This window comes from Rhodospirillaceae bacterium, assembly GCA_040219235.1.
Taxonomy (GTDB): domain Bacteria; phylum Pseudomonadota; class Alphaproteobacteria; order Rhodospirillales; family Rhodospirillaceae; genus WLXB01.
On sequence record JAVJSV010000011.1, the window covers coordinates 36,555 to 53,106 of the forward strand.

A 16,552-nucleotide genomic window follows, 5' to 3' on the forward strand; every position below is an offset into this window, starting at 1 on the left:
GCGGACCGCGGATTGATTTAGTCTTGCGCTACCCGCTCTAAGGACCCCGCCAGCGTTTTCCGGCGTGGCAGGACGACGGCCGCTGTGACTAGAGTCACCAAAGCACCGGTAAATAACGGTGGCCCAAAGCCAACAAATTCAGCCAGTGTCCCCATGGCCATCGCGCCCAAGGCAGGTCCGCCGCGTCCGATGACCAGCCACACACTCATCACACGGCCGCGCAATCGGTCATCCACAGCAGACTGAATAAGCGTTTGCGTTCCCGTCCCCGTGCAGGCTTGGGTGAACCCTGATATCGCCAGAAGCAGTGCCCCCGTCCATAGATTTGTCGATAAGGCAAACACACACACGGCGGCCCCGTTGATCAGCACGCCGACAAAGACGATGCCGGTCAAACCCCGCAGTCGTCCGCGTTGCGCCAACCAGATCGAGGCGCAGATGGCCCCGACGCCCATTGCAGACGTCAGAATCGCTAAGCCTTGTGGTCCGGATTCAAACACTTCGCCCGCAAATCCCGGCAACAGGTCAATCAAAGGGCGGGCAAAAATCGAGTTCACCGCGGTCAACGCAATAATCGCGGCGACTCCGGTATGCGTGAAGGTGAAGCGAGCCCCTTCCATCAGGTCTTTAAAGTAAGAGGCGCTGGGCGCGACGCTGTCTTTCACGGGCGGTATTTTAATCATCGCCAAAGCGGCAATCAGTGCCGCATAGGATACAGCGTTGAACAGGAACGCCCAGGCAATATCAGCGGTCGCGATAATAAGCCCGGCAATCGCTGGTCCGATGATGCGTGCGACGTTGAAAATGATCGAGCTGATGGCGATGGCCGTCGACATCACCTCGCGCGGCACCATATTCACCACCAGGGTGACGCGGGCCGCCTGGTTCATGGCATTGGTCACGCCACCAACAGCCATCAGAGCCACCAGAATTTCTGGCGAAATATGCCCCGTCAGCGTCAACAGCCACAGCGCTGACGCCTGTCCGCAGGCAAACACCTGGGCAATCATGGAAATTTTCAGACGGTTAAACCGGTCCGCCACCACGCCGCCTAAAGGCGTTAAAACAATGATTGGTAGAAACTCTGCAATGGCAATGGCGCCAAGCCAGGCCCCCGATTGCGTCAGTTCCCACATCAGCCAGCCCACCGCCAGCCGTTGCACCCACATGCCAATCAGTGACGATGTGTTGCCAGCGGTATACAGCGCGAAATTGCGAATGGCGAAGGCTTGACGCAGGCCGGAAAAATCAAACAGGGAACGATTCATGTCGAGAGAGTTCTATCCCGCGCCGCATCGTGCGTCTACGAGTCCCTCACGCAACGACTCCTGCGTGGTCATGGCGATGGATGAGGAAAGGTGTTTGGTGGAGCCGAGCGGGATCGAACCGCTGACCTCGACGTTGCGAAGGGGTCCGAAGCACTTTTCTTTAGCGTTCCTTATCGGTCCGTAACGTTCCTAACCCCTTGTTTCTATTTGACCTTTTGGGATCATACGTGTCTTCTTGATTCCGGTGAGTTCTGTCCAACTGCTTCCGCAGGGCTTCCGCTACACTAAAAACGTCGAGGTCAGACATGCCACGCTTAACGAAACGAGTTGTTGATTCTTACAAGCCAAATGGACGTGATTATTTTGTCTGGGATGATCAATTACCGGGCTTTGGATTGCGTGTTTTTGCATCGGGATCGAAGTCTTATTTAATCCAATACAGACATTCCGGGCGCACCCGTCGCGCGACCATCGGTAAGCATGGTGTATTCACGCCAGAGCAAGCACGTCTTGAAGCGAAAGTATTGATGGGGGATATCGCCAAGGGGGAAGACCCCGCCGAATTGCGTTTCGTGAAACACAAAGACCCAACCGTCTCAGAATTGATCGACCTCTATATGAGAGAAGGGCCAGTGATGAAGCCCAACAAAAAAGAATCAACCTGGGTCGCGGACGGGCGCAACTTGGATATTCACGTCAGGCCGTTAATCGGCAACCGCAAGTTAAAATCATTGACGCGGGTGGATATCCAAAAATTTCAAGCTGACGTCACCAGCGGTAAATCTGCCCGCAAAGCACAAAAAACAAAACCACGGGGTAAGTCTGTTGTGCGCGGCGGTGCCGGTATTGGTGCACGGTCTACAGGAAGCCTCAGTGCCATGCTGACCTTTGCCGTCGAGCGTGGTCTGATTGACTACAATCCGGCTTATGGCGTCCGGTTAAACAAACGCCGCAAGATGGAGCGCTTCTTGTCTTCAAAGGAGCTTAAAGCACTCGGTGAAGTTTTGAGTGAAGAGGCAAAGCAAACGGAACACGTTTGGGTGGTTGCGGCCATCCGGCTGTTAATCCTGACCGGATGCCGCAAAGGCGAAATTCTAGGCCTCAAATGGTCTCAGGTGGATGACGAGCATAACGTCCTGCGCCTGCCAGACAGCAAGACCGGGGCGAAGACGGTTCCCATAGGCCAGCCGGTTCTTGATTTGCTAGCTGATCTTCCGCGTCTTGGACAATCTGAATACGTACTACCTTCGATAAAAAGTGATGGGCCGCTCGTTGGGCTGCAAAAGGCTTGGGAAGATATCCGAAAGAAAGCGGGGCTTGATGATGTGCGCTTGCACGACTTGCGCCATAGCTTTGCGTCTATCGCCGTCGCGGGCGGAAGCAGCCTGTTCATCGTTGGTAAAATTCTGGGTCACAAGGATTCTCGGACCACCGAGATTTATGCGCATATGGCGGATGACCCGCTCAAGGCGACAGTTAACAGCACGTCTATGAAGATTGCAGGCTTGCTGGGTGGCACGGCCAAACAGGTTAGTAATGAAAATACTGGGGCAGTGCCAAGAATGGCAGCAGAGTAACGCCGAATGGGGTTCTTTGATTCTATTGCGTTACCGGAAACATAAGACTATATAGTTACCGGAAACGGTATTGTTATATGCTTCCGGTAACGTCCTTGAGGAACCTAAGCCATGTCAGCCCCAAACGCATCATCAGAGCGGGTCAAGAAATACCGCCAGCGGGCCAAGGAGGCCGGTTTGGTGCGTGTGGACGTGCTTGTGCCAAAGGACAAGGTGGACGCCCTAAAGATATACGCGGCCCAACTCAGCGACGAGTCAAATGCGGAAAGACTCAAAGAAGTGCGCCAGTACATCCGAAAAGCTTACAAAAAGTACCGGGCGAGTTGCCTCGACAATATTGATGTTGATCCTGATAAAGCCCAATTCGCAGATGCAGCGGTTATTTCCGCAGCGCTCATTCATCGCGGCAAGGCGGACGCCTTTAAACTTGGGCGACAAATCCGCGAACTGATCTCTTAATGCCGCTCACAGAAATTCAGCGTGACGTTGTTTTGGTCCTAAAGCAGTTCAGGACAGCTCATACCTATGTTGCTGGTGGGGCGGCGCTCAATCACAATTGGCTAAGGTTGTCAGACGACCTCGATATTTTTCATGATGGCCCAGACGCGCTTCCAGGCGACATTGCAGATGAACTTAAAGCCCTGGCAGAAGACGGTTTTGCTTGTGAGATGGTCCATAGCGACAACTGGACTGTTGAAATCATCGCCCGCAAATATGGTTTTGAAACCAAAATCCAGTGGTTCAGTGATCCAGAAACGTCGCAACGCTTTTTTGCTGCTCAAGCTGATGAACAATTTGGTTTTCGGTTGCATCAAGCCGATGTTGCGGTGAATAAAGTCCTGTGCGCGTCCAGGCGCAATACGGCCCCTCGTGATGCCGTAGACCTTATGACCATCGCACAAGATTATGCGCCACTCGGCCCGTTAATTTGGGCGGCAAGTGCTAAAGAGAACATGGGACAAAGAAAATCCCCTCGTGAACTTCTCGATGCGATCAACCAGATTATTTTCGGTTACGGTGAAGAAGAAATACAAGCGGTTCGGATGGAAGGGGCAAAAGTCTCTCGTGCAGACATACGAGATATTCTCAAGCCCGCGCTCAAGGCTGCCGCAATGTACTGCGAAGAAGTCGCACCTCTTACGTACGATTCTCATCTTTTTATTGATCAAAATGAAACGCCAGTAGAGGCAACGTTGGTGGATGTTGAATCGGGCCGGTATACGGCGCGAGCTATTATGAGGTTGGAGCCGGTGCCAAAGCTGGCTGGCTAAACGTGGGTAGTATCAGGCCGACATACTTCTCTACGTAACGTAACAAGAATAATCCAAATATATATACGTTACGTTTCATCATAACGTTTATAACCATAGAGATATGCGATGCCTGTAATTCAAGCCGAGCCCGGCGACTGGATAGACCTCTTCGGTAAGTTGTTCACCATCGCGCTCGATCCAATAGGCAAGACCAATGGTTTTCAAGGCAATGAGGCGGGTTTATTCGGGCCATTCATTTACTGGATTGTTCAACTCAACCCAGAGAAGCGCTCAAAGTTAAGCGATGAAGCGTTCCAACTGATTGCGCACTCAAACCCCGATAAACTGGATATCGGACAGAGTTCTGCCAAGCTTGTCTATGGGTTGATAACCTCAGGGCACATTCTGGCCTACGTCCTTCGGTTGGGCCGCTACAATGCCAGAATAGCCAGTGTTGAAAGCGCGGTACGTATTCTCGAACAGCGCTATACGCAAGAAGGCTCCCCGGCGAGTCCGGCCCGCATCAAAGCCGCGTGGTCGAAATACAAATACCTTTCCCCATTCGTTGTTGGCTTTTTTTCTGAAGGCAATCGAGCAGCCCCCATTGTGAAAGGTATGCCGCAATTCTGGGATACGTCTGATGGCTTAAAGCGAGATGTCCCAATAAACCCCCAAGGCATCCAGAGTTATCTGAGCGACGCCACAAGCGAGAACCCAAGCTTTAATCGGTATTTCACTGAAGTCGTTCCCTACGCTATGGCGATGGCTGATAAATTCAGACAAGCTGGTGAAGAGCATTTTGCACCAGGGCAAGAGGTCAGGAACAAACCCCTGCTGGACCCTGAACATACATGGCACCTGCCAGAAAGCTTTAAGTTGCCAAAGGTTGTTATGAGGCTAGAGCGTTTGGATGCTGAAGAACTAAATGCGGCAACATCTGCTTAATGCTCTAGTCAAGTAGTCTAAACGCGCTTTATCCACCGCAGAGAATAAACACGATTTAGACAAATTTTCAGGCTGAGGCCGGCCACGTAATCTTTTTCGCGGTAACTCAACAACGCGGGAGAGTCAGCAATGACCTTTATTACATCTACCAAACTACGTGCACCGGAAGCAGCGGCCTATATTGGCCTGTCGTCTTCCACACTCGCCAAAATGCGCCTTCGTGGCGACGGCCCCATGTACTCAAAGGCCGGGCCGCGCATCGTCATCTATGACAAAGCTGATCTTGATGCCTGGCTTGATCAACGCCGTCGCGTCTCAACGTCTGACCTAGGCTTGGGTTAGGCGCGAATGACTGGGCTTGGATTGATGGCGCCGAGGTCTCCGATGGCAAGGTCATTATCGAAAAGAATTTTAACCGCGACCATGTGAGGCAGCACTTCGGCGACCAACTTGCGAAGCTAGGTTTCTAGGTGACTGAAGGTCTTGAATTGCCGACAAGCCCCGACTATTGGCATAACTGTTGGGTCTTGGGCCAAGGCAGCATCAAATGTCTGCTTTCGCGGGTAGAGCAGACATTATCCACCCGAGCTTCAATGTCCGCTATTAGCCAGAAGCTGAAATCTGCATGGGTAATGCTATCTGTATACTAATCATTTATGACCTTATTCCAATTGAGTGCTCCAAAGGACCTCAGTGACTCCAAATATCCAACAAAACGCAGGACAGGAGAACCCTATTGATGACCACATTAGTAGTTGGGGCCACAGGCAAGACAGGACGGCCTCTCGTGGAACAGTTGCTCGGTAAGAATCATAAAGTCCGTGTTGTTGTCCGTTCATCAGACAAATTCTCCGCCGACGTTTTAAGAAACACAAACTTGACGGTTATAGAGGAGGGCGTTCTCAGCTTGACTGATGAAAAGCTGGCAGAAGCCGTAATGGGCTGTGATTCTGTTGTCTCATGCTTAGGACACAATTTGGATTTCCAGGGAATGTTCGGAGAACCAAAAGCGCTATGCACAGACGCTGTCCGTCGTTTATGTGAAGCGATCAAAAAGAATGGTCCCAACAAGCCCGTCAAATTCATTCTTATGAACACGGTAGGAGTTCCCAACACTGATCTCGAAGAGAAAAGGACCTGGTTTGAGCGACAACTCCTAACCCTCTTGCGTCACGCCATACCGCCTCATAGGGATAATGAGACTGCGGCTGAGTATCTTCATAAGACGGTAGGCAAGGTGAATAATTACATCGAATGGTGCTGTGTTCGTCCAGACTCTTTAATCGACGCTGACGTCTCTCCGTATGAGATCAAAGAATCTCCGTCTACAGGTATCTTTAGCGGTCGACCGACCGCACGATCTAATGTCGCTCACTTCATGACTGAAATGGTCGAGAATGCTGAGCTCTGGAGTGAATGGAAGTATAGAATGCCCGTCATAATGAACGCCTAAGAGAGTGCGGCATGATTGGACATCTCTTGCGCTTATAGCCCCTTGGCGGAACTAAAACCTGGAATGTCTGCTTTCAGAGGTAGAGCGGACGTGTTCTGAGCACACAGTAAGGTCTGCTAATAGCCAAAAGCGAATATAGGCAAACTAACCTGCGGGTCTGTGAAATTCGATTACGTTCCCGTCTGGATCGCGGATGAAAAAGAATAGGGCGCCGCCAAATTCAACCGTTTCAGTTATCGTAATGTCATTTTCTTCAAGTTGCCGTTTTACGGCTTCGGGATCAGTTATTTCCAAAGCAATGTGCGTGTAGCCTGCGTGTTTTACAGATTCGTCCATCAATATATTCGTCTGTGAAGCATCTGGAGACGCATTGAGAATAAAGTTGATATTGACGCCCGACGGATGCTCCATGATTGCCACTGGTTCAGGTCCGATCGGACCTGCGAGGAACACAAAGCCCAGCTTCTCGTAGAATTTTCGAGTGGTCGATAAATCTCGCACACGCAGACCTACATGATTGATTCGGGTGATTTGCTCCATATCGAACTCCTATATGCGTTTGGCTTTTGTCAACTTAGTAAAGCAAACAGTAAGAACCAATAAGTCTTCTGACCTCTGTTTTTGGTCAGAAACGAAAAGAGCTTTAGTTCTTGCCTGACTGTCGCCGCTTCATCTCATCCTAAAACCAACCGTCGACGTTCCATCGTGACCCATTGAGCAAAGCGAATTAATTGGCGAGTGCCAGGACAAAAAGGACAGCGGCAAGCGTTGAGGCAACAGTCCTAATGTGATTCCGCAAAGTCCACTTCTCTAGGTACACTTCCCAAACTTCCGCGCCCTCTTTTGACTTCGGATCTACCGCGTCCAGCCGGTTGTTAAGTGGGATATTCAGAGTCATCGTGCAGATGAACATTCCTACTAAATAGATCGTGCCAGCGAGGGCCATCCAATGGCTCACTTGAACCTCATCGACCAAGACGGACACGGCGACGGCGGCGAGAGCCGCCAGTGATGTGCCGAAGAACAAGGGAAGAAAGAGGGACTTTTGAATAACGATGTTGATCGACTGCATGGCTTTGATACCGGACGACGGTTCAATTACCGACAGGGCGCGCATGACAAATGTTGAGAAGGTGAAATAGACCCCTGCCATGATCCCGCAACCGATGGCGCCAAACCAATTCAGTACAACTAACAAATCCATCATCTCTAGTCTCTCATTCCTCTGTGTCATGTATTCAGTGATGCCAAAGTCAGTCAGACCGCGCCCAAGCGCCTGTGGCCATGGCGTCAGCTGCAAAGGTCTTGAAATCTCTAGGAGGGCGTCCGAGCGCACGTTCAACACCATCCTTTGTCTCAGCATTGCGGCCATCCAGGGTTTCTTTGGCGATTGCCGTGAAGACGTCTGCGACGAACTCTCCTCCAACACTAACCAATCCTGCGTGAAATTCTTCAAAGGTGATGGGAACGTGTTTGATGTCGCGCCCTGTGATTTCGGACAGCTCTTGCGCCATGTCCGTAAACGTCATCAATCGGGGGCCGGTTACTTCGTAAAGTTCTCCAGCATGACCGTCCTCAGTCAGGGCTTTCACGGCAACCTCTGCGATGTCATCCACGTCGATAATGGGCTCGAGGACATCGCCCCCGGGCATGGCAATCATACAGTCCATCACTGGGTCACGCAGGTAACCTTCGCTGAAGTTTTGGGCGAACCAGGCGGCTCTGACGATTGTCCAGTCCATTCCCGCGTTGCGGACGACCTCTTCCCCAAGACGCGCATGATGTTCACCACGGCCTGACAAGAGGACGACACTTTGAACACCAGCTGTTTTAGCCTCTTTGCAAAGGGCTTCGACTTTTTCAACAGCGCCTGGGAACGCCAAGTCTGGAAAGTATGAAATGTATGCTGCAGAAACGCCAGCCAGTGCGGGTCCCCATGTGGCGGAATCTTCCCAGTCAAAGGGTATAGCGCTGGAACGTGAAGCCGGACGAACTAACAAACCAAGCTGCTCGAGTTGTTTAACAATGCGGGATCCGGTTTTTCCGGTCGCGCCAATGACAAGAATGGGTGAGGTTTGCATCATGTATCTCCGTTGTTTGAAGTGATGCATACAGTCTGACGCGATAGGGCGATGAGATATTGACGGGGCCCGCCAACCTTTTAACACTTGCCGCCACCGGACCCGGTCCTAGACCGGCTTATGCTTTTCTCTAAATTTTGCCGGGGTATGGCTACTCCATCGCTTGAAGGCTCTAGAAAAGGCGCTTTGTTCAGAAAAACCGGTCAAGAACGCGATTTCAGCCAATGAATAATCGCTTTGCACAAGCAAGCCTCTTGCAAGGTCAGAGCGTGCGTTCTCGACGATAGTTTGGAATGTGAGTCCTCCTGACTTGAGCCGGCGCTGGAGGGTACGCTCACTGATGCCCAATTGGCGTGCCGTTGCACTGGCTTTCGGTACGCCTGAGCTTAAGGCCCGTGCAATGACGTTTCTCACGTCATCCGGAAAAGTGTCTTCCGCTGCATATTTTTCAATTTCTTGATCGAGATGTGTAATGAGAAACTGCGTAATGCCTGCATCACCCAACAGGTTTGGGCGGTTTAAATCGTCTTCAGAGACCAACAGGGCATCCAACTCAGAATTCCAGATCACCGGGCATCCGAAATACGCCTCATGCGCCGCCTTGTTTTCCGGACCAGCGTGCTTGCAATGCACTTCAAGCGGAGAAAACTGAACGGGTGAGACTTGGCGGACGATTGAAGTCGCACTTGCCAGAGTGCATTCATTCGAGACCCGTAGTCCAAGTCGTCGTTCCCCAACTCTGTGGAGTATGAAATAGGCGTTTTGTCCTTCCGGTCTCAGTTCATATTCGGCAACACTGGTCCACAAACGGGCATAACTCACGACCCGTTCAAATGATTGCCGCAACGTGAGAGCAGCTTTCCAGGCCAGTCCCAGCGCTCCATAGTTGTCGCACAACATGAGCGGGCCGACCCGCACCGGCAGTTCATGCCCATGCTCCATCTGCTCAAGTATGCGTTCCAGGAGATCGTAGTAGACTTCATCAGAAATCATATGAGCCACATCTGTCTGGCTCGAAGGCTCAAGCCCGACGGAGGACAATAGTGCATCACGGTCAACAGAGTCCCCAGCCGCTGTGATGACTTTGCGTGCGAACAGTGATGAGATAGAGCCCATACGTTCAATTTACAACATACAAACTTTGATATCGAGTACATGCCTTATCCGTGAGACTCGGAACGGTTAGGTGTGCAAAGCCAGATACAGACTCACCAAAGCTGCCAATGAAAAACGCAACGCGTTACTTCAGCTTTGAAGCCAGCATTGACACCATGACAGTGTCCTCAGGAAGTTTTTCTCTCGCTGAGATGGAAAGAAGCGTACACGCACCAGGTGCATTGGTGCTGCTGGGTTTTGGGCTTCTCGGTTTAAGAATTAAACGCCGGACCCCATAAGGAAAACTATTGCAGTAGTTGAATTGAACCCTGCCCTGAGATACCGGAGTGGGGTTTTTCTTTGTCTAATGCTCAGTTGGCATGTCCGCTTTTGGCTAAAAGCAGACATACCGGCACGGTTAAATAATGTCCGCTGTTGGACGGTTAGCGGATTTTGAAAAACCTAGTTAACCAACGAATCAGACAAGCTCATTTATCAGATACGAGGATTGTGGCGAGTTGCATTTGTGAATTCAGTGCAGATTAATCAAAAATATTTTTCATCACATCCAACTGCTTCCGCAGTGCTTCCGCAAGCGAAAAGTTGTGCGGTGCAGAAATTCAACGCATCGATAAGTAATTGATTTTATTGGGGAATTTGGTGGAGCCGAGCGGGATCGAACCGCTGACCTCGACGTTGCGAACGTCGCGCTCTCCCAACTGAGCTACGGCCCCCCAGGGAACGGCGCGGATACTGTGCGGAGCCGCCCGTGAAGTCAAGTGAAGTCAAGCGTCACGGCGCAGCAGGCGGTACTGTGTTTTTCAGACTGCGAGGTTTGATCCATAACGCATGTCCTTTGCCGCAGGATACACTTGTATGACCGGGTTCTGCTCACTAGGTTAGCGCTTCACATCACGCCTGGATACGGCAACCTGGAGGCTCATAGGTGGCACTACTTGTTCCCATCGTTCAACTCGTTCAAATCATTATTGGCCTTTACTGGTACGTGGTTGTCGCCGCCGTCATTATGAGTTGGCTGGTCAACTTTGGCGTCATCAACACTCACAATCAGATTGTGAATATGATTTGGTCGGCGCTGACCCAGCTGACAGAACCAGTGTTTCGCAAGGTCAGGCAGTACGTGCCCATCATGGGCGGCTTGGACCTCTCCCCCATCATTGTTTTGCTGGGCATTTGGTTGGCGCAGAGTTACATCGGCATGTTGATTCGCTGGATGATGACGCAATAGCCGTCTCACTGGTGCGCACCGCCAATCACTGGAGTTTTTTATGAGCACAGCACGCCTCATTGACGGCAAATCCACCGCAGCAGGTCTGCGCGACTGGATTGGCAATCAGGTTGTTGAGCTCAAAACTCAGCACAATCTCACACCGGGTCTGGCGGTTGTTTTGGTTGGGCAAGATCCCGCCAGTCAGGTGTATGTGCGCAGCAAACGCAAAACGGCGGTCAAGCTGGGCATGGAGTCTTATGAGCACACTCTGCCGGCAGATGTTGATCAGGCGACGCTATTATCGCTGGTCCAGAAGCTCAACGCAGATCCCAAGGTCAACGGCATTTTGGTCCAACTTCCTTTACCCGGGCATCTTGATGACAAGCCCATCATTCAGGCCATCGATCCGCTCAAAGATGTCGATGGCCTGCACCCGGAAAATGCCGGCCGCCTCATGGCTGGTGAGGTGGGTATGGTGTCGTGTACGCCGCTCGGTTGTCAGCTGTTGCTGCACCAGCAGATCGGCGATCTGAGTGGCAAGGATGCCATCGTCATTGGCCGGTCTCTGTTGTTTGGCAAACCCATGGGCCAGCTTCTGTTGACCGATAACTGCACCGTCACCATGGCCCATTCGCGCACCAAAGATTTAGCGGCCCATTGCCGGCGTGCCGATATTCTTATTGCGGCGGTCGGTCGTCCGGAAATGGTCAAGGCAGATTGGGTCAAGCCCGGCGCCGTAGTCATTGATGTCGGCATCAATCGGCTGCCGGGTGACGGCGACAAAGATCGTCTTGTGGGCGATGTTGATTTCAAAGCTGTGTCAGAGGTGGCCTCCGCCATTACGCCAGTGCCCGGCGGCGTCGGCCCTATGACCATCGTATGCCTGATGTTTAATGCCTTGCGCGCCACGCGTTTGCAAAATGGCCTGGATGATCTGCAGTTGCCGGCCAACATTTGAGACGAGATTAATTAAACATAGAAAAATCTGGCGCGCGCTTTTCAAAAAAGGCGGCAATGGCCTCTTTCACTTCGTCACTGTCCAGTTGCTGTCCGAACACAGCCGCTTCCGCATCAATGCGGTTGTGAATGGCAGCGTCACTGCTGTTCATCAAGGCTTTGGTTTTACGCAACGCCGCCGGCGGTTTTGTGGCCAATTTTGCCGCCGCGGCCTGCGCTGTTTTCAGCAAATCATCTGCGGCGCAGATGGCGTTCAGCAATCCAATGTCCTGTGCGGTTTTTGCATCAAAGGGCTCACCAAACATCAACAACTCCGACGCGCGGGCGCGGCCAGCCAGAGCAGGTAGCACCAGGCTCGATCCCAGTTCCGGCACCAAACCCAGGTTGACAAACGGCATCTGAAAGCGGGCGGTCTCGGCGGCATACACCAAGTCACAGTGTAGCAGCAGCGTCGTGCCAATGCCAATGGCCAGGCCATTCACCGCGGCCACAATGGGGGTCTTCGCGCCCGCGATCGCATGCATAAACTTGAACACGGGACTGGCTGAATCCGTCGGTGGATTCTCAAGAAAATCCTTGAGGTCATTCCCCGCTGTAAAGCTGTCTGCGGTGCCAGTGATCAAAATCACCCGCGCTGTGGAGTCTGCATCTGCACCCATAATAGCGTCAGCAAGTGCCGCATACATCGCCACCGTCAGGGCATTCTTTTTTTCCGGCCGTGAGATGGTCAGAGTCAGCACGCCATCGCGCTGTTCAGTTTTGATGTGTTCACTCATCTCATGCGGCCTTTCTTTTATAATGTCACCCGCTAACGTAGCTATTTGTTTCGCGCTAATGCGCTCACTTGTTTCGTGCTAACGCACTTACTTGTTTCGTGCTAACGCACCGAGACGCAAACGCAACGCATTCAGTTTGATGAAGCCCTCGGCATCGTGCTGATCGTACACGTCGTCTTCTTCAAAGGTCACGTGCTCCATGCTGTATAGACTGTTGGGTGATTTCCGTCCCGCCACAATCACATTGCCTTTGTAAAGTTTCAAACGCACCGTGCCGGTGACGTACTGTTGTGTTGCATCAATCGCCGCCTGCAATGCCACCCGCTCCGGCGCAAACCAATAGCCCGTATAGATAAGCTTGGCATAACGCGGCATCAGGTCGTCTTTCAGGTGAGCCTCTTCCCGATCCAACGTAATGCTCTCCATGGCCCGGTGCGCTGTCAGCCAGATGGTGCCGCCCGGTGTTTCATAAATACCGCGCGATTTCATGCCAACGTAGCGGTTTTCCACCAGATCCAACCGGCCGATGCCATGCTTACCACCCAGTTCATTCAACTTTGCAAGTAGCGTGGCCGGAGAGAGTTTTTCGCCGTTCACGGCAACCGGATCGCCATGCGCGAACTCGACCTCAATATATTCTGGGGTGTCGGGTGCCGCTTCCGGCGAAACGGTCATGCGGAACATGTCTTCGTCAGGCTCGGTCCAGGGGTCTTCCAGCGCTTTGCCTTCATAGGAGATATGCAGCAAATTGGCGTCCATCGAATAAGGCGCTTCACCGCGTTTATCCTTTGGAATGGGAATCTGATGCTTCTCAGCGTATTCGATCAGCTTGGCCCGGCTGTTCAAATCCCATTCGCGCCAGGGTGAAATCACTTTAATGCCTGGCTCCAGGGCATAGGCGGCCAACTCAAAGCGCACCTGATCATTGCCTTTGCCTGTCGCGCCGTGAGAGATCGCCACGGCCCCGGTGTCACGGGCGATTTCCACCAGACGCTTGCCAATCAACGGCCGGGCGATGGATGTTCCCAGCAGATACACGCCTTCGTAAACCGCATTAGCCCGGAACATTGGGCACACATAGTCGCGGACAAACTCTTCTTTCAGGTCTTCAATAAAGATGTGCTGAATGCCCATCAGCTCGGCGGTCTTACGGGCCGGCTCAAGTTCTTCCCCTTGCCCGTAATCAGCGGTGAAGGTCACGACCTCACAATTCTTTTCTTCCTGCAACCAGCGCAGAATGATTGAGGTGTCTAGTCCGCCCGAATAGGCGAGAACAACTTTATCGCGGCTCATGGTCTTGTGGTCCCACATCAGAGAATTATCAGGACGGCAGGGGATATAGGGCCTGCCGATATGGCGGCGGAGTATAGGGTTCAAGCAGAGCAGGGCAAGTGGTCAATGGCGGGTTAGGGCTCACCAGCCACGCCGCCGTTGCCACTTTCACTACCATTGGCACTAACACTGGACGACAATATAAGCGAGCTGACGATGGAGTCCCCAAAAGCCGGGGCAAATCCTTGTGCAAAGTCCGTTGGCGTTGGCCAGGCGTAAAAAGAACTGTCGAACCAAGAGGGTTCATAACCGTCAGCAGTGCGCGGCGTGCCAAGGCGGTTTAAGGCCATCTCAAATTGTGTGCCCCATTCAGTCTCAACGTTCAGGGCGATGGCATAGGGCAGGTATTTTTCAAAAAGCTCCGGGGTCACATCCGGCGCGTTGTGAAAATTTAAGCGGTCTTTTTCAGCCGCCGACAGGTAAAGGCGAAAGCTCTCAATATGGTCGATCACTTTGCGGCCCAGGCGGCTGGGCGCTTTCAGCACATGGTAAAACAAGACATTGATGCCGACGATCAAGAGGATGACGCCGATGTGTGCGGGGGCAATACCGTCCAGGAACTCAAGCAATACGCCCTGAACATCGCCCATTACGACTCCAGCCCCGATGATAAACACTGCTGTGCTCAGAGAAAAAATAATCACACCGCCTTCCCCCGTGCGCCACCCGGTCCAAATGCCCAACAGCAAGGGATACAGCCCAAACGAGATCAACGATACGGCCAGCGCGAACACGCCCATACCTGCACCAGCATCACTGACGGCCACCATTCCAGCTAAGGCCAGGGCTGATAAGGCCGTACCGATGCTGAGTAGAGACTTGTTTTTGACAAAGTAAACGTTCTCAAAATCTTCTTTCAGGCTGCGGCGTAACGTCTTCCGGGTCTGGTCCACGATGGCGTGATTTTCAGATCGGAAGACAAACGAGTTCCAGGTGTTGTTACCGAACAGCGCTGATGCGGCGACCGTTTCCCCCGGTGATAACTGCGTCTGCTTTATACTTTGCCCGGTCCGAGTGAATTTGTATTTGTTCTCTTCAAATTCTGAAATCTTCACAAACCCCTTGGCGGCAAGATTGAGCAGGGCGGTGGCCAACCCTTTAGCATCCCATTCCATCGCCATGATGTAGCGGCAGGCCGCAGGCCCCACGCCTTCCGGCGGCGCGCAGTGGACGAGAAGACTGCGGTTGCGAGACGTCCAGTGGCAGGAGAACCAGACACCTCCATAATAGGTCAGAACCAACCCAAGTCCGGCCAAGCCAACCCAGACAACGGTGTCAGCTGTCACTTTCGTTCACACTAAGAGGAGTGTTGAGACGGTGGGTGAGGCGCTGCACGCGGCTGTGTCCCTTGCGCTTCTTTCTCAGCCCACATCTTTTCGGCCTGTTCCCGGCGTTCCCGCGCACTCAGTTTTTCCGAGTCCGTTTTAAGTTGCCCGCAGGCCGCAAGAATATCCCGACCCCGCGGCGTACGCACCGGGCAGGTCAGTCCTGCGTTGGTCAGAATGCTCTGGAACGTGTTGATCGTTTTGGCATTCGAGCACTCGTAGGGTGTGCCGGGCCAGGGGTTGAACGGAATCAGATTAAACTTACACGGCACGTCTTTGACCAGCTTCACCAGCGCGCGTGCATCAGCAGGTGCGTCGTTGATGCCTTTCAACATTACATATTCAAAGGTGATGCGGCGGGCATTAGAAGCGCCAGGATAATCGCGGCAGGCGGCCATCAGATCTTTCAGCGGATACTTCTTGTTGATCGGCATGATCTCAGACCGGGTCTCGTCATTTGCGGCATGCAAAGAGATCGCCAGATTCACGCGCAGTTCCTCACCGCAGCGTTTAATGCCGGGGACCACGCCAGACGTTGACAGCGTAATCCGGCGGCGTCCCAGCGCCAAACCATCGCTGGCCATCACCGTTTGCATGGCGCTTTTCACGGCATCGAAATTGTACAATGGTTCACCCATGCCCATCAAAACGATGTTTGACAGCAGCTTTGCTTCTTCAGTTGGGGTCGGCCATTCGTTTAAGGCGTCCCTGGCAATCATCACCTGACCGACAATTTCGGCGGGTGTCAGGTTGCGCACCAGGCGCTGGGTGCCGGTGTGACAAAACCGGCAGGTGAGCGTGCAGCCCACTTGCGACGAGATGCACAGGGTGCCGCGATCTTCTTCCGGAATGAACACCGCTTCGGCCTTCTGGCCATCCACAAACGCGTGGAGCCATTTGCGCGTGCCATCTTCTGATAGTTGCTCCTGGGCGATTCTGGGCCGGTCCAGCGTGAATTTCTCAAGCAAAACCGTTCTGAAGGCTTTGGAAACATCGGTCATATCTTCGAAACGGCGGGCACCACGGTTATAAATCCAATGAAACAACTGGGTCCCGCGATAGGGCTTTTCCCCAAGGTTTTCAGCCAGGGCCGTGAGTTCAGCCTTATCTAAACCCACAAGAGAGCTGCGGGTGTCCTGAAATTGACCCCGGGATTCTGCCCCAATTGGCGCATGCGAAGCTGTGTGGTGAAGCGTATCGTCAGGCATAGGCCCTCATTACGCTGAAATGGTTGAATCGCAAAGGGTTCTTGTCTCCTA

General features: G+C 52.6%; 17 protein-coding genes and 1 tRNA gene. 8 read left to right on the forward strand and 10 right to left on the reverse strand.

Translation table 11 applies throughout. The annotated features are described in order from the left end of the window. Positions 1-17: 17 nt before the first annotated feature. Complete coding sequence (locus RIC29_04185; protein MEQ8734099.1) at positions 18-1,268, reverse strand: MFS transporter; 1,251 nt, start codon at positions 1,266-1,268, stop codon at positions 18-20. Between the two features lie 305 nt (positions 1,269-1,573). On the opposite strand from RIC29_04185, the gene RIC29_04190 reads away from it, so the two are divergent. The 6 genes from RIC29_04190 to RIC29_04215 all read left to right on the forward strand — a co-directional run bounded on the left by RIC29_04190 (position 1,574) and on the right by RIC29_04215 (position 6,496). Beyond that, a complete protein-coding gene (locus tag RIC29_04190; GenBank protein ID MEQ8734100.1) occupies positions 1,574-2,845 on the forward strand; it encodes a site-specific integrase in 1,272 nt (423 codons plus the stop codon). Between the two features lie 111 nt (positions 2,846-2,956). Beyond that, entirely contained in the window at positions 2,957-3,304 is a 348-nt protein-coding gene (locus RIC29_04195; GenBank protein ID MEQ8734101.1) for a hypothetical protein, read from the forward strand. Beyond that, positions 3,304-4,116: a hypothetical protein gene (locus RIC29_04200; protein ID MEQ8734102.1), complete on the forward strand. Its 813-nt coding sequence runs from the start codon at positions 3,304-3,306 to the stop codon at positions 4,114-4,116. The genes RIC29_04195 and RIC29_04200 overlap by 1 nt, the downstream gene beginning before the upstream one ends. Before the next feature lie 108 nt (positions 4,117-4,224). Further along, positions 4,225-5,043: a hypothetical protein gene (locus tag RIC29_04205; GenBank protein ID MEQ8734103.1), complete on the forward strand. Its 819-nt coding sequence runs from the start codon at positions 4,225-4,227 to the stop codon at positions 5,041-5,043. Between the two features lie 129 nt (positions 5,044-5,172). Then, positions 5,173-5,385, forward strand: a complete 213-nt coding sequence (locus tag RIC29_04210) for a helix-turn-helix domain-containing protein (GenBank protein MEQ8734104.1) — start codon at positions 5,173-5,175, stop codon at positions 5,383-5,385. A 397-nt stretch (positions 5,386-5,782) separates the two neighbouring features. Then, on the forward strand, positions 5,783-6,496 hold the full coding sequence (locus RIC29_04215; protein ID MEQ8734105.1) for an SDR family oxidoreductase: 714 nt from the start codon (positions 5,783-5,785) through the stop codon (positions 6,494-6,496). Positions 6,497-6,640: 144 nt separating this feature from the next. Here RIC29_04215 and RIC29_04220 read toward each other — a convergent pair whose 3' ends face one another. The 5 genes from RIC29_04220 to RIC29_04240 all read right to left on the reverse strand — a co-directional run bounded on the left by RIC29_04220 (position 6,641) and on the right by RIC29_04240 (position 10,406). Next, positions 6,641-7,036, reverse strand: a complete 396-nt coding sequence (locus tag RIC29_04220) for a VOC family protein (protein MEQ8734106.1) — start codon at positions 7,034-7,036, stop codon at positions 6,641-6,643. Between the two features lie 187 nt (positions 7,037-7,223). Further along, entirely contained in the window at positions 7,224-7,703 is a 480-nt protein-coding gene (locus RIC29_04225; protein MEQ8734107.1) for a DUF1772 domain-containing protein, read from the reverse strand. Positions 7,704-7,749: 46 nt separating this feature from the next. Continuing rightward, positions 7,750-8,580 carry an NAD(P)H-binding protein gene (locus RIC29_04230; GenBank protein ID MEQ8734108.1) on the reverse strand — a complete coding sequence of 277 codons (831 nt, stop codon included), beginning with the start codon at positions 8,578-8,580 and terminating at the stop codon, positions 7,750-7,752. A gap of 105 nt (positions 8,581-8,685) precedes the next feature. Continuing rightward, complete coding sequence (locus tag RIC29_04235) at positions 8,686-9,693, reverse strand: AraC family transcriptional regulator (protein MEQ8734109.1); 1,008 nt, start codon at positions 9,691-9,693, stop codon at positions 8,686-8,688. A 637-nt stretch (positions 9,694-10,330) separates the two neighbouring features. Then, positions 10,331-10,406 (reverse strand) — tRNA-Ala (locus tag RIC29_04240). Between the two features lie 212 nt (positions 10,407-10,618). Here RIC29_04240 and RIC29_04245 point away from each other — a divergent pair. After that, entirely contained in the window at positions 10,619-10,921 is a 303-nt protein-coding gene (locus RIC29_04245) for a YggT family protein (GenBank protein MEQ8734110.1), read from the forward strand. A gap of 40 nt (positions 10,922-10,961) precedes the next feature. Continuing rightward, positions 10,962-11,861 (forward strand): bifunctional methylenetetrahydrofolate dehydrogenase/methenyltetrahydrofolate cyclohydrolase FolD, encoded by a 900-nt coding sequence (gene folD / locus RIC29_04250; protein MEQ8734111.1) that lies wholly within the window; start codon positions 10,962-10,964, stop codon positions 11,859-11,861. A 7-nt stretch (positions 11,862-11,868) separates the two neighbouring features. On the opposite strand, the gene RIC29_04255 is transcribed toward folD, so the two are convergent. The 4 genes from RIC29_04255 to rlmN form a co-directional block, all read right to left on the reverse strand. Next, positions 11,869-12,636 carry an enoyl-CoA hydratase gene (locus tag RIC29_04255; GenBank protein MEQ8734112.1) on the reverse strand — a complete coding sequence of 256 codons (768 nt, stop codon included), beginning with the start codon at positions 12,634-12,636 and terminating at the stop codon, positions 11,869-11,871. 87 nt (positions 12,637-12,723) lie between these two features. Then, positions 12,724-13,929 carry an argininosuccinate synthase gene (locus RIC29_04260; GenBank protein MEQ8734113.1) on the reverse strand — a complete coding sequence of 402 codons (1,206 nt, stop codon included), beginning with the start codon at positions 13,927-13,929 and terminating at the stop codon, positions 12,724-12,726. Positions 13,930-14,042: 113 nt separating this feature from the next. Continuing rightward, the gene (locus RIC29_04265) at positions 14,043-15,254 is read right to left on the reverse strand and encodes a DUF2207 domain-containing protein (protein MEQ8734114.1); all 1,212 of its coding nucleotides are present in this window, start codon (positions 15,252-15,254) and stop codon (positions 14,043-14,045) included. A gap of 11 nt (positions 15,255-15,265) precedes the next feature. After that, complete coding sequence (rlmN, locus tag RIC29_04270) at positions 15,266-16,501, reverse strand: 23S rRNA (adenine(2503)-C(2))-methyltransferase RlmN (GenBank protein MEQ8734115.1); 1,236 nt, start codon at positions 16,499-16,501, stop codon at positions 15,266-15,268. Positions 16,502-16,552: the final 51 nt, after the last annotated feature.

What these genes read in the sequence shown, in the direction of transcription:
- RIC29_04230 (MEQ8734108.1), bottom strand. Translation starts at nt 8,580, where the DNA reads ATGATGCAAACCTCACCCATTCTTGTCATTGGCGCGACCGGAAAAACC.
- RIC29_04195 (MEQ8734101.1), top strand. Translation starts at nt 2,957, where the DNA reads ATGTCAGCCCCAAACGCATCATCAGAGCGGGTCAAGAAATACCGCCAG.
- RIC29_04260 (MEQ8734113.1), bottom strand. Translation starts at nt 13,929, where the DNA reads ATGAGCCGCGATAAAGTTGTTCTCGCCTATTCGGGCGGACTAGACACC.
- RIC29_04200 (MEQ8734102.1), top strand. Translation starts at nt 3,304, where the DNA reads ATGCCGCTCACAGAAATTCAGCGTGACGTTGTTTTGGTCCTAAAGCAG.
- folD (MEQ8734111.1), top strand. Translation starts at nt 10,962, where the DNA reads ATGAGCACAGCACGCCTCATTGACGGCAAATCCACCGCAGCAGGTCTG.
- RIC29_04255 (MEQ8734112.1), bottom strand. Translation starts at nt 12,636, where the DNA reads ATGAGTGAACACATCAAAACTGAACAGCGCGATGGCGTGCTGACTCTG.
- rlmN (MEQ8734115.1), bottom strand. Translation starts at nt 16,501, where the DNA reads ATGCCTGACGATACGCTTCACCACACAGCTTCGCATGCGCCAATTGGG.
- RIC29_04235 (MEQ8734109.1), bottom strand. Translation starts at nt 9,693, where the DNA reads ATGGGCTCTATCTCATCACTGTTCGCACGCAAAGTCATCACAGCGGCT.
- RIC29_04210 (MEQ8734104.1), top strand. Translation starts at nt 5,173, where the DNA reads ATGACCTTTATTACATCTACCAAACTACGTGCACCGGAAGCAGCGGCC.
- RIC29_04225 (MEQ8734107.1), bottom strand. Translation starts at nt 7,703, where the DNA reads ATGATGGATTTGTTAGTTGTACTGAATTGGTTTGGCGCCATCGGTTGC.
- RIC29_04190 (MEQ8734100.1), top strand. Translation starts at nt 1,574, where the DNA reads ATGCCACGCTTAACGAAACGAGTTGTTGATTCTTACAAGCCAAATGGA.
- RIC29_04185 (MEQ8734099.1), bottom strand. Translation starts at nt 1,268, where the DNA reads ATGAATCGTTCCCTGTTTGATTTTTCCGGCCTGCGTCAAGCCTTCGCC.
- RIC29_04215 (MEQ8734105.1), top strand. Translation starts at nt 5,783, where the DNA reads ATGACCACATTAGTAGTTGGGGCCACAGGCAAGACAGGACGGCCTCTC.
- RIC29_04205 (MEQ8734103.1), top strand. Translation starts at nt 4,225, where the DNA reads ATGCCTGTAATTCAAGCCGAGCCCGGCGACTGGATAGACCTCTTCGGT.
- RIC29_04220 (MEQ8734106.1), bottom strand. Translation starts at nt 7,036, where the DNA reads ATGGAGCAAATCACCCGAATCAATCATGTAGGTCTGCGTGTGCGAGAT.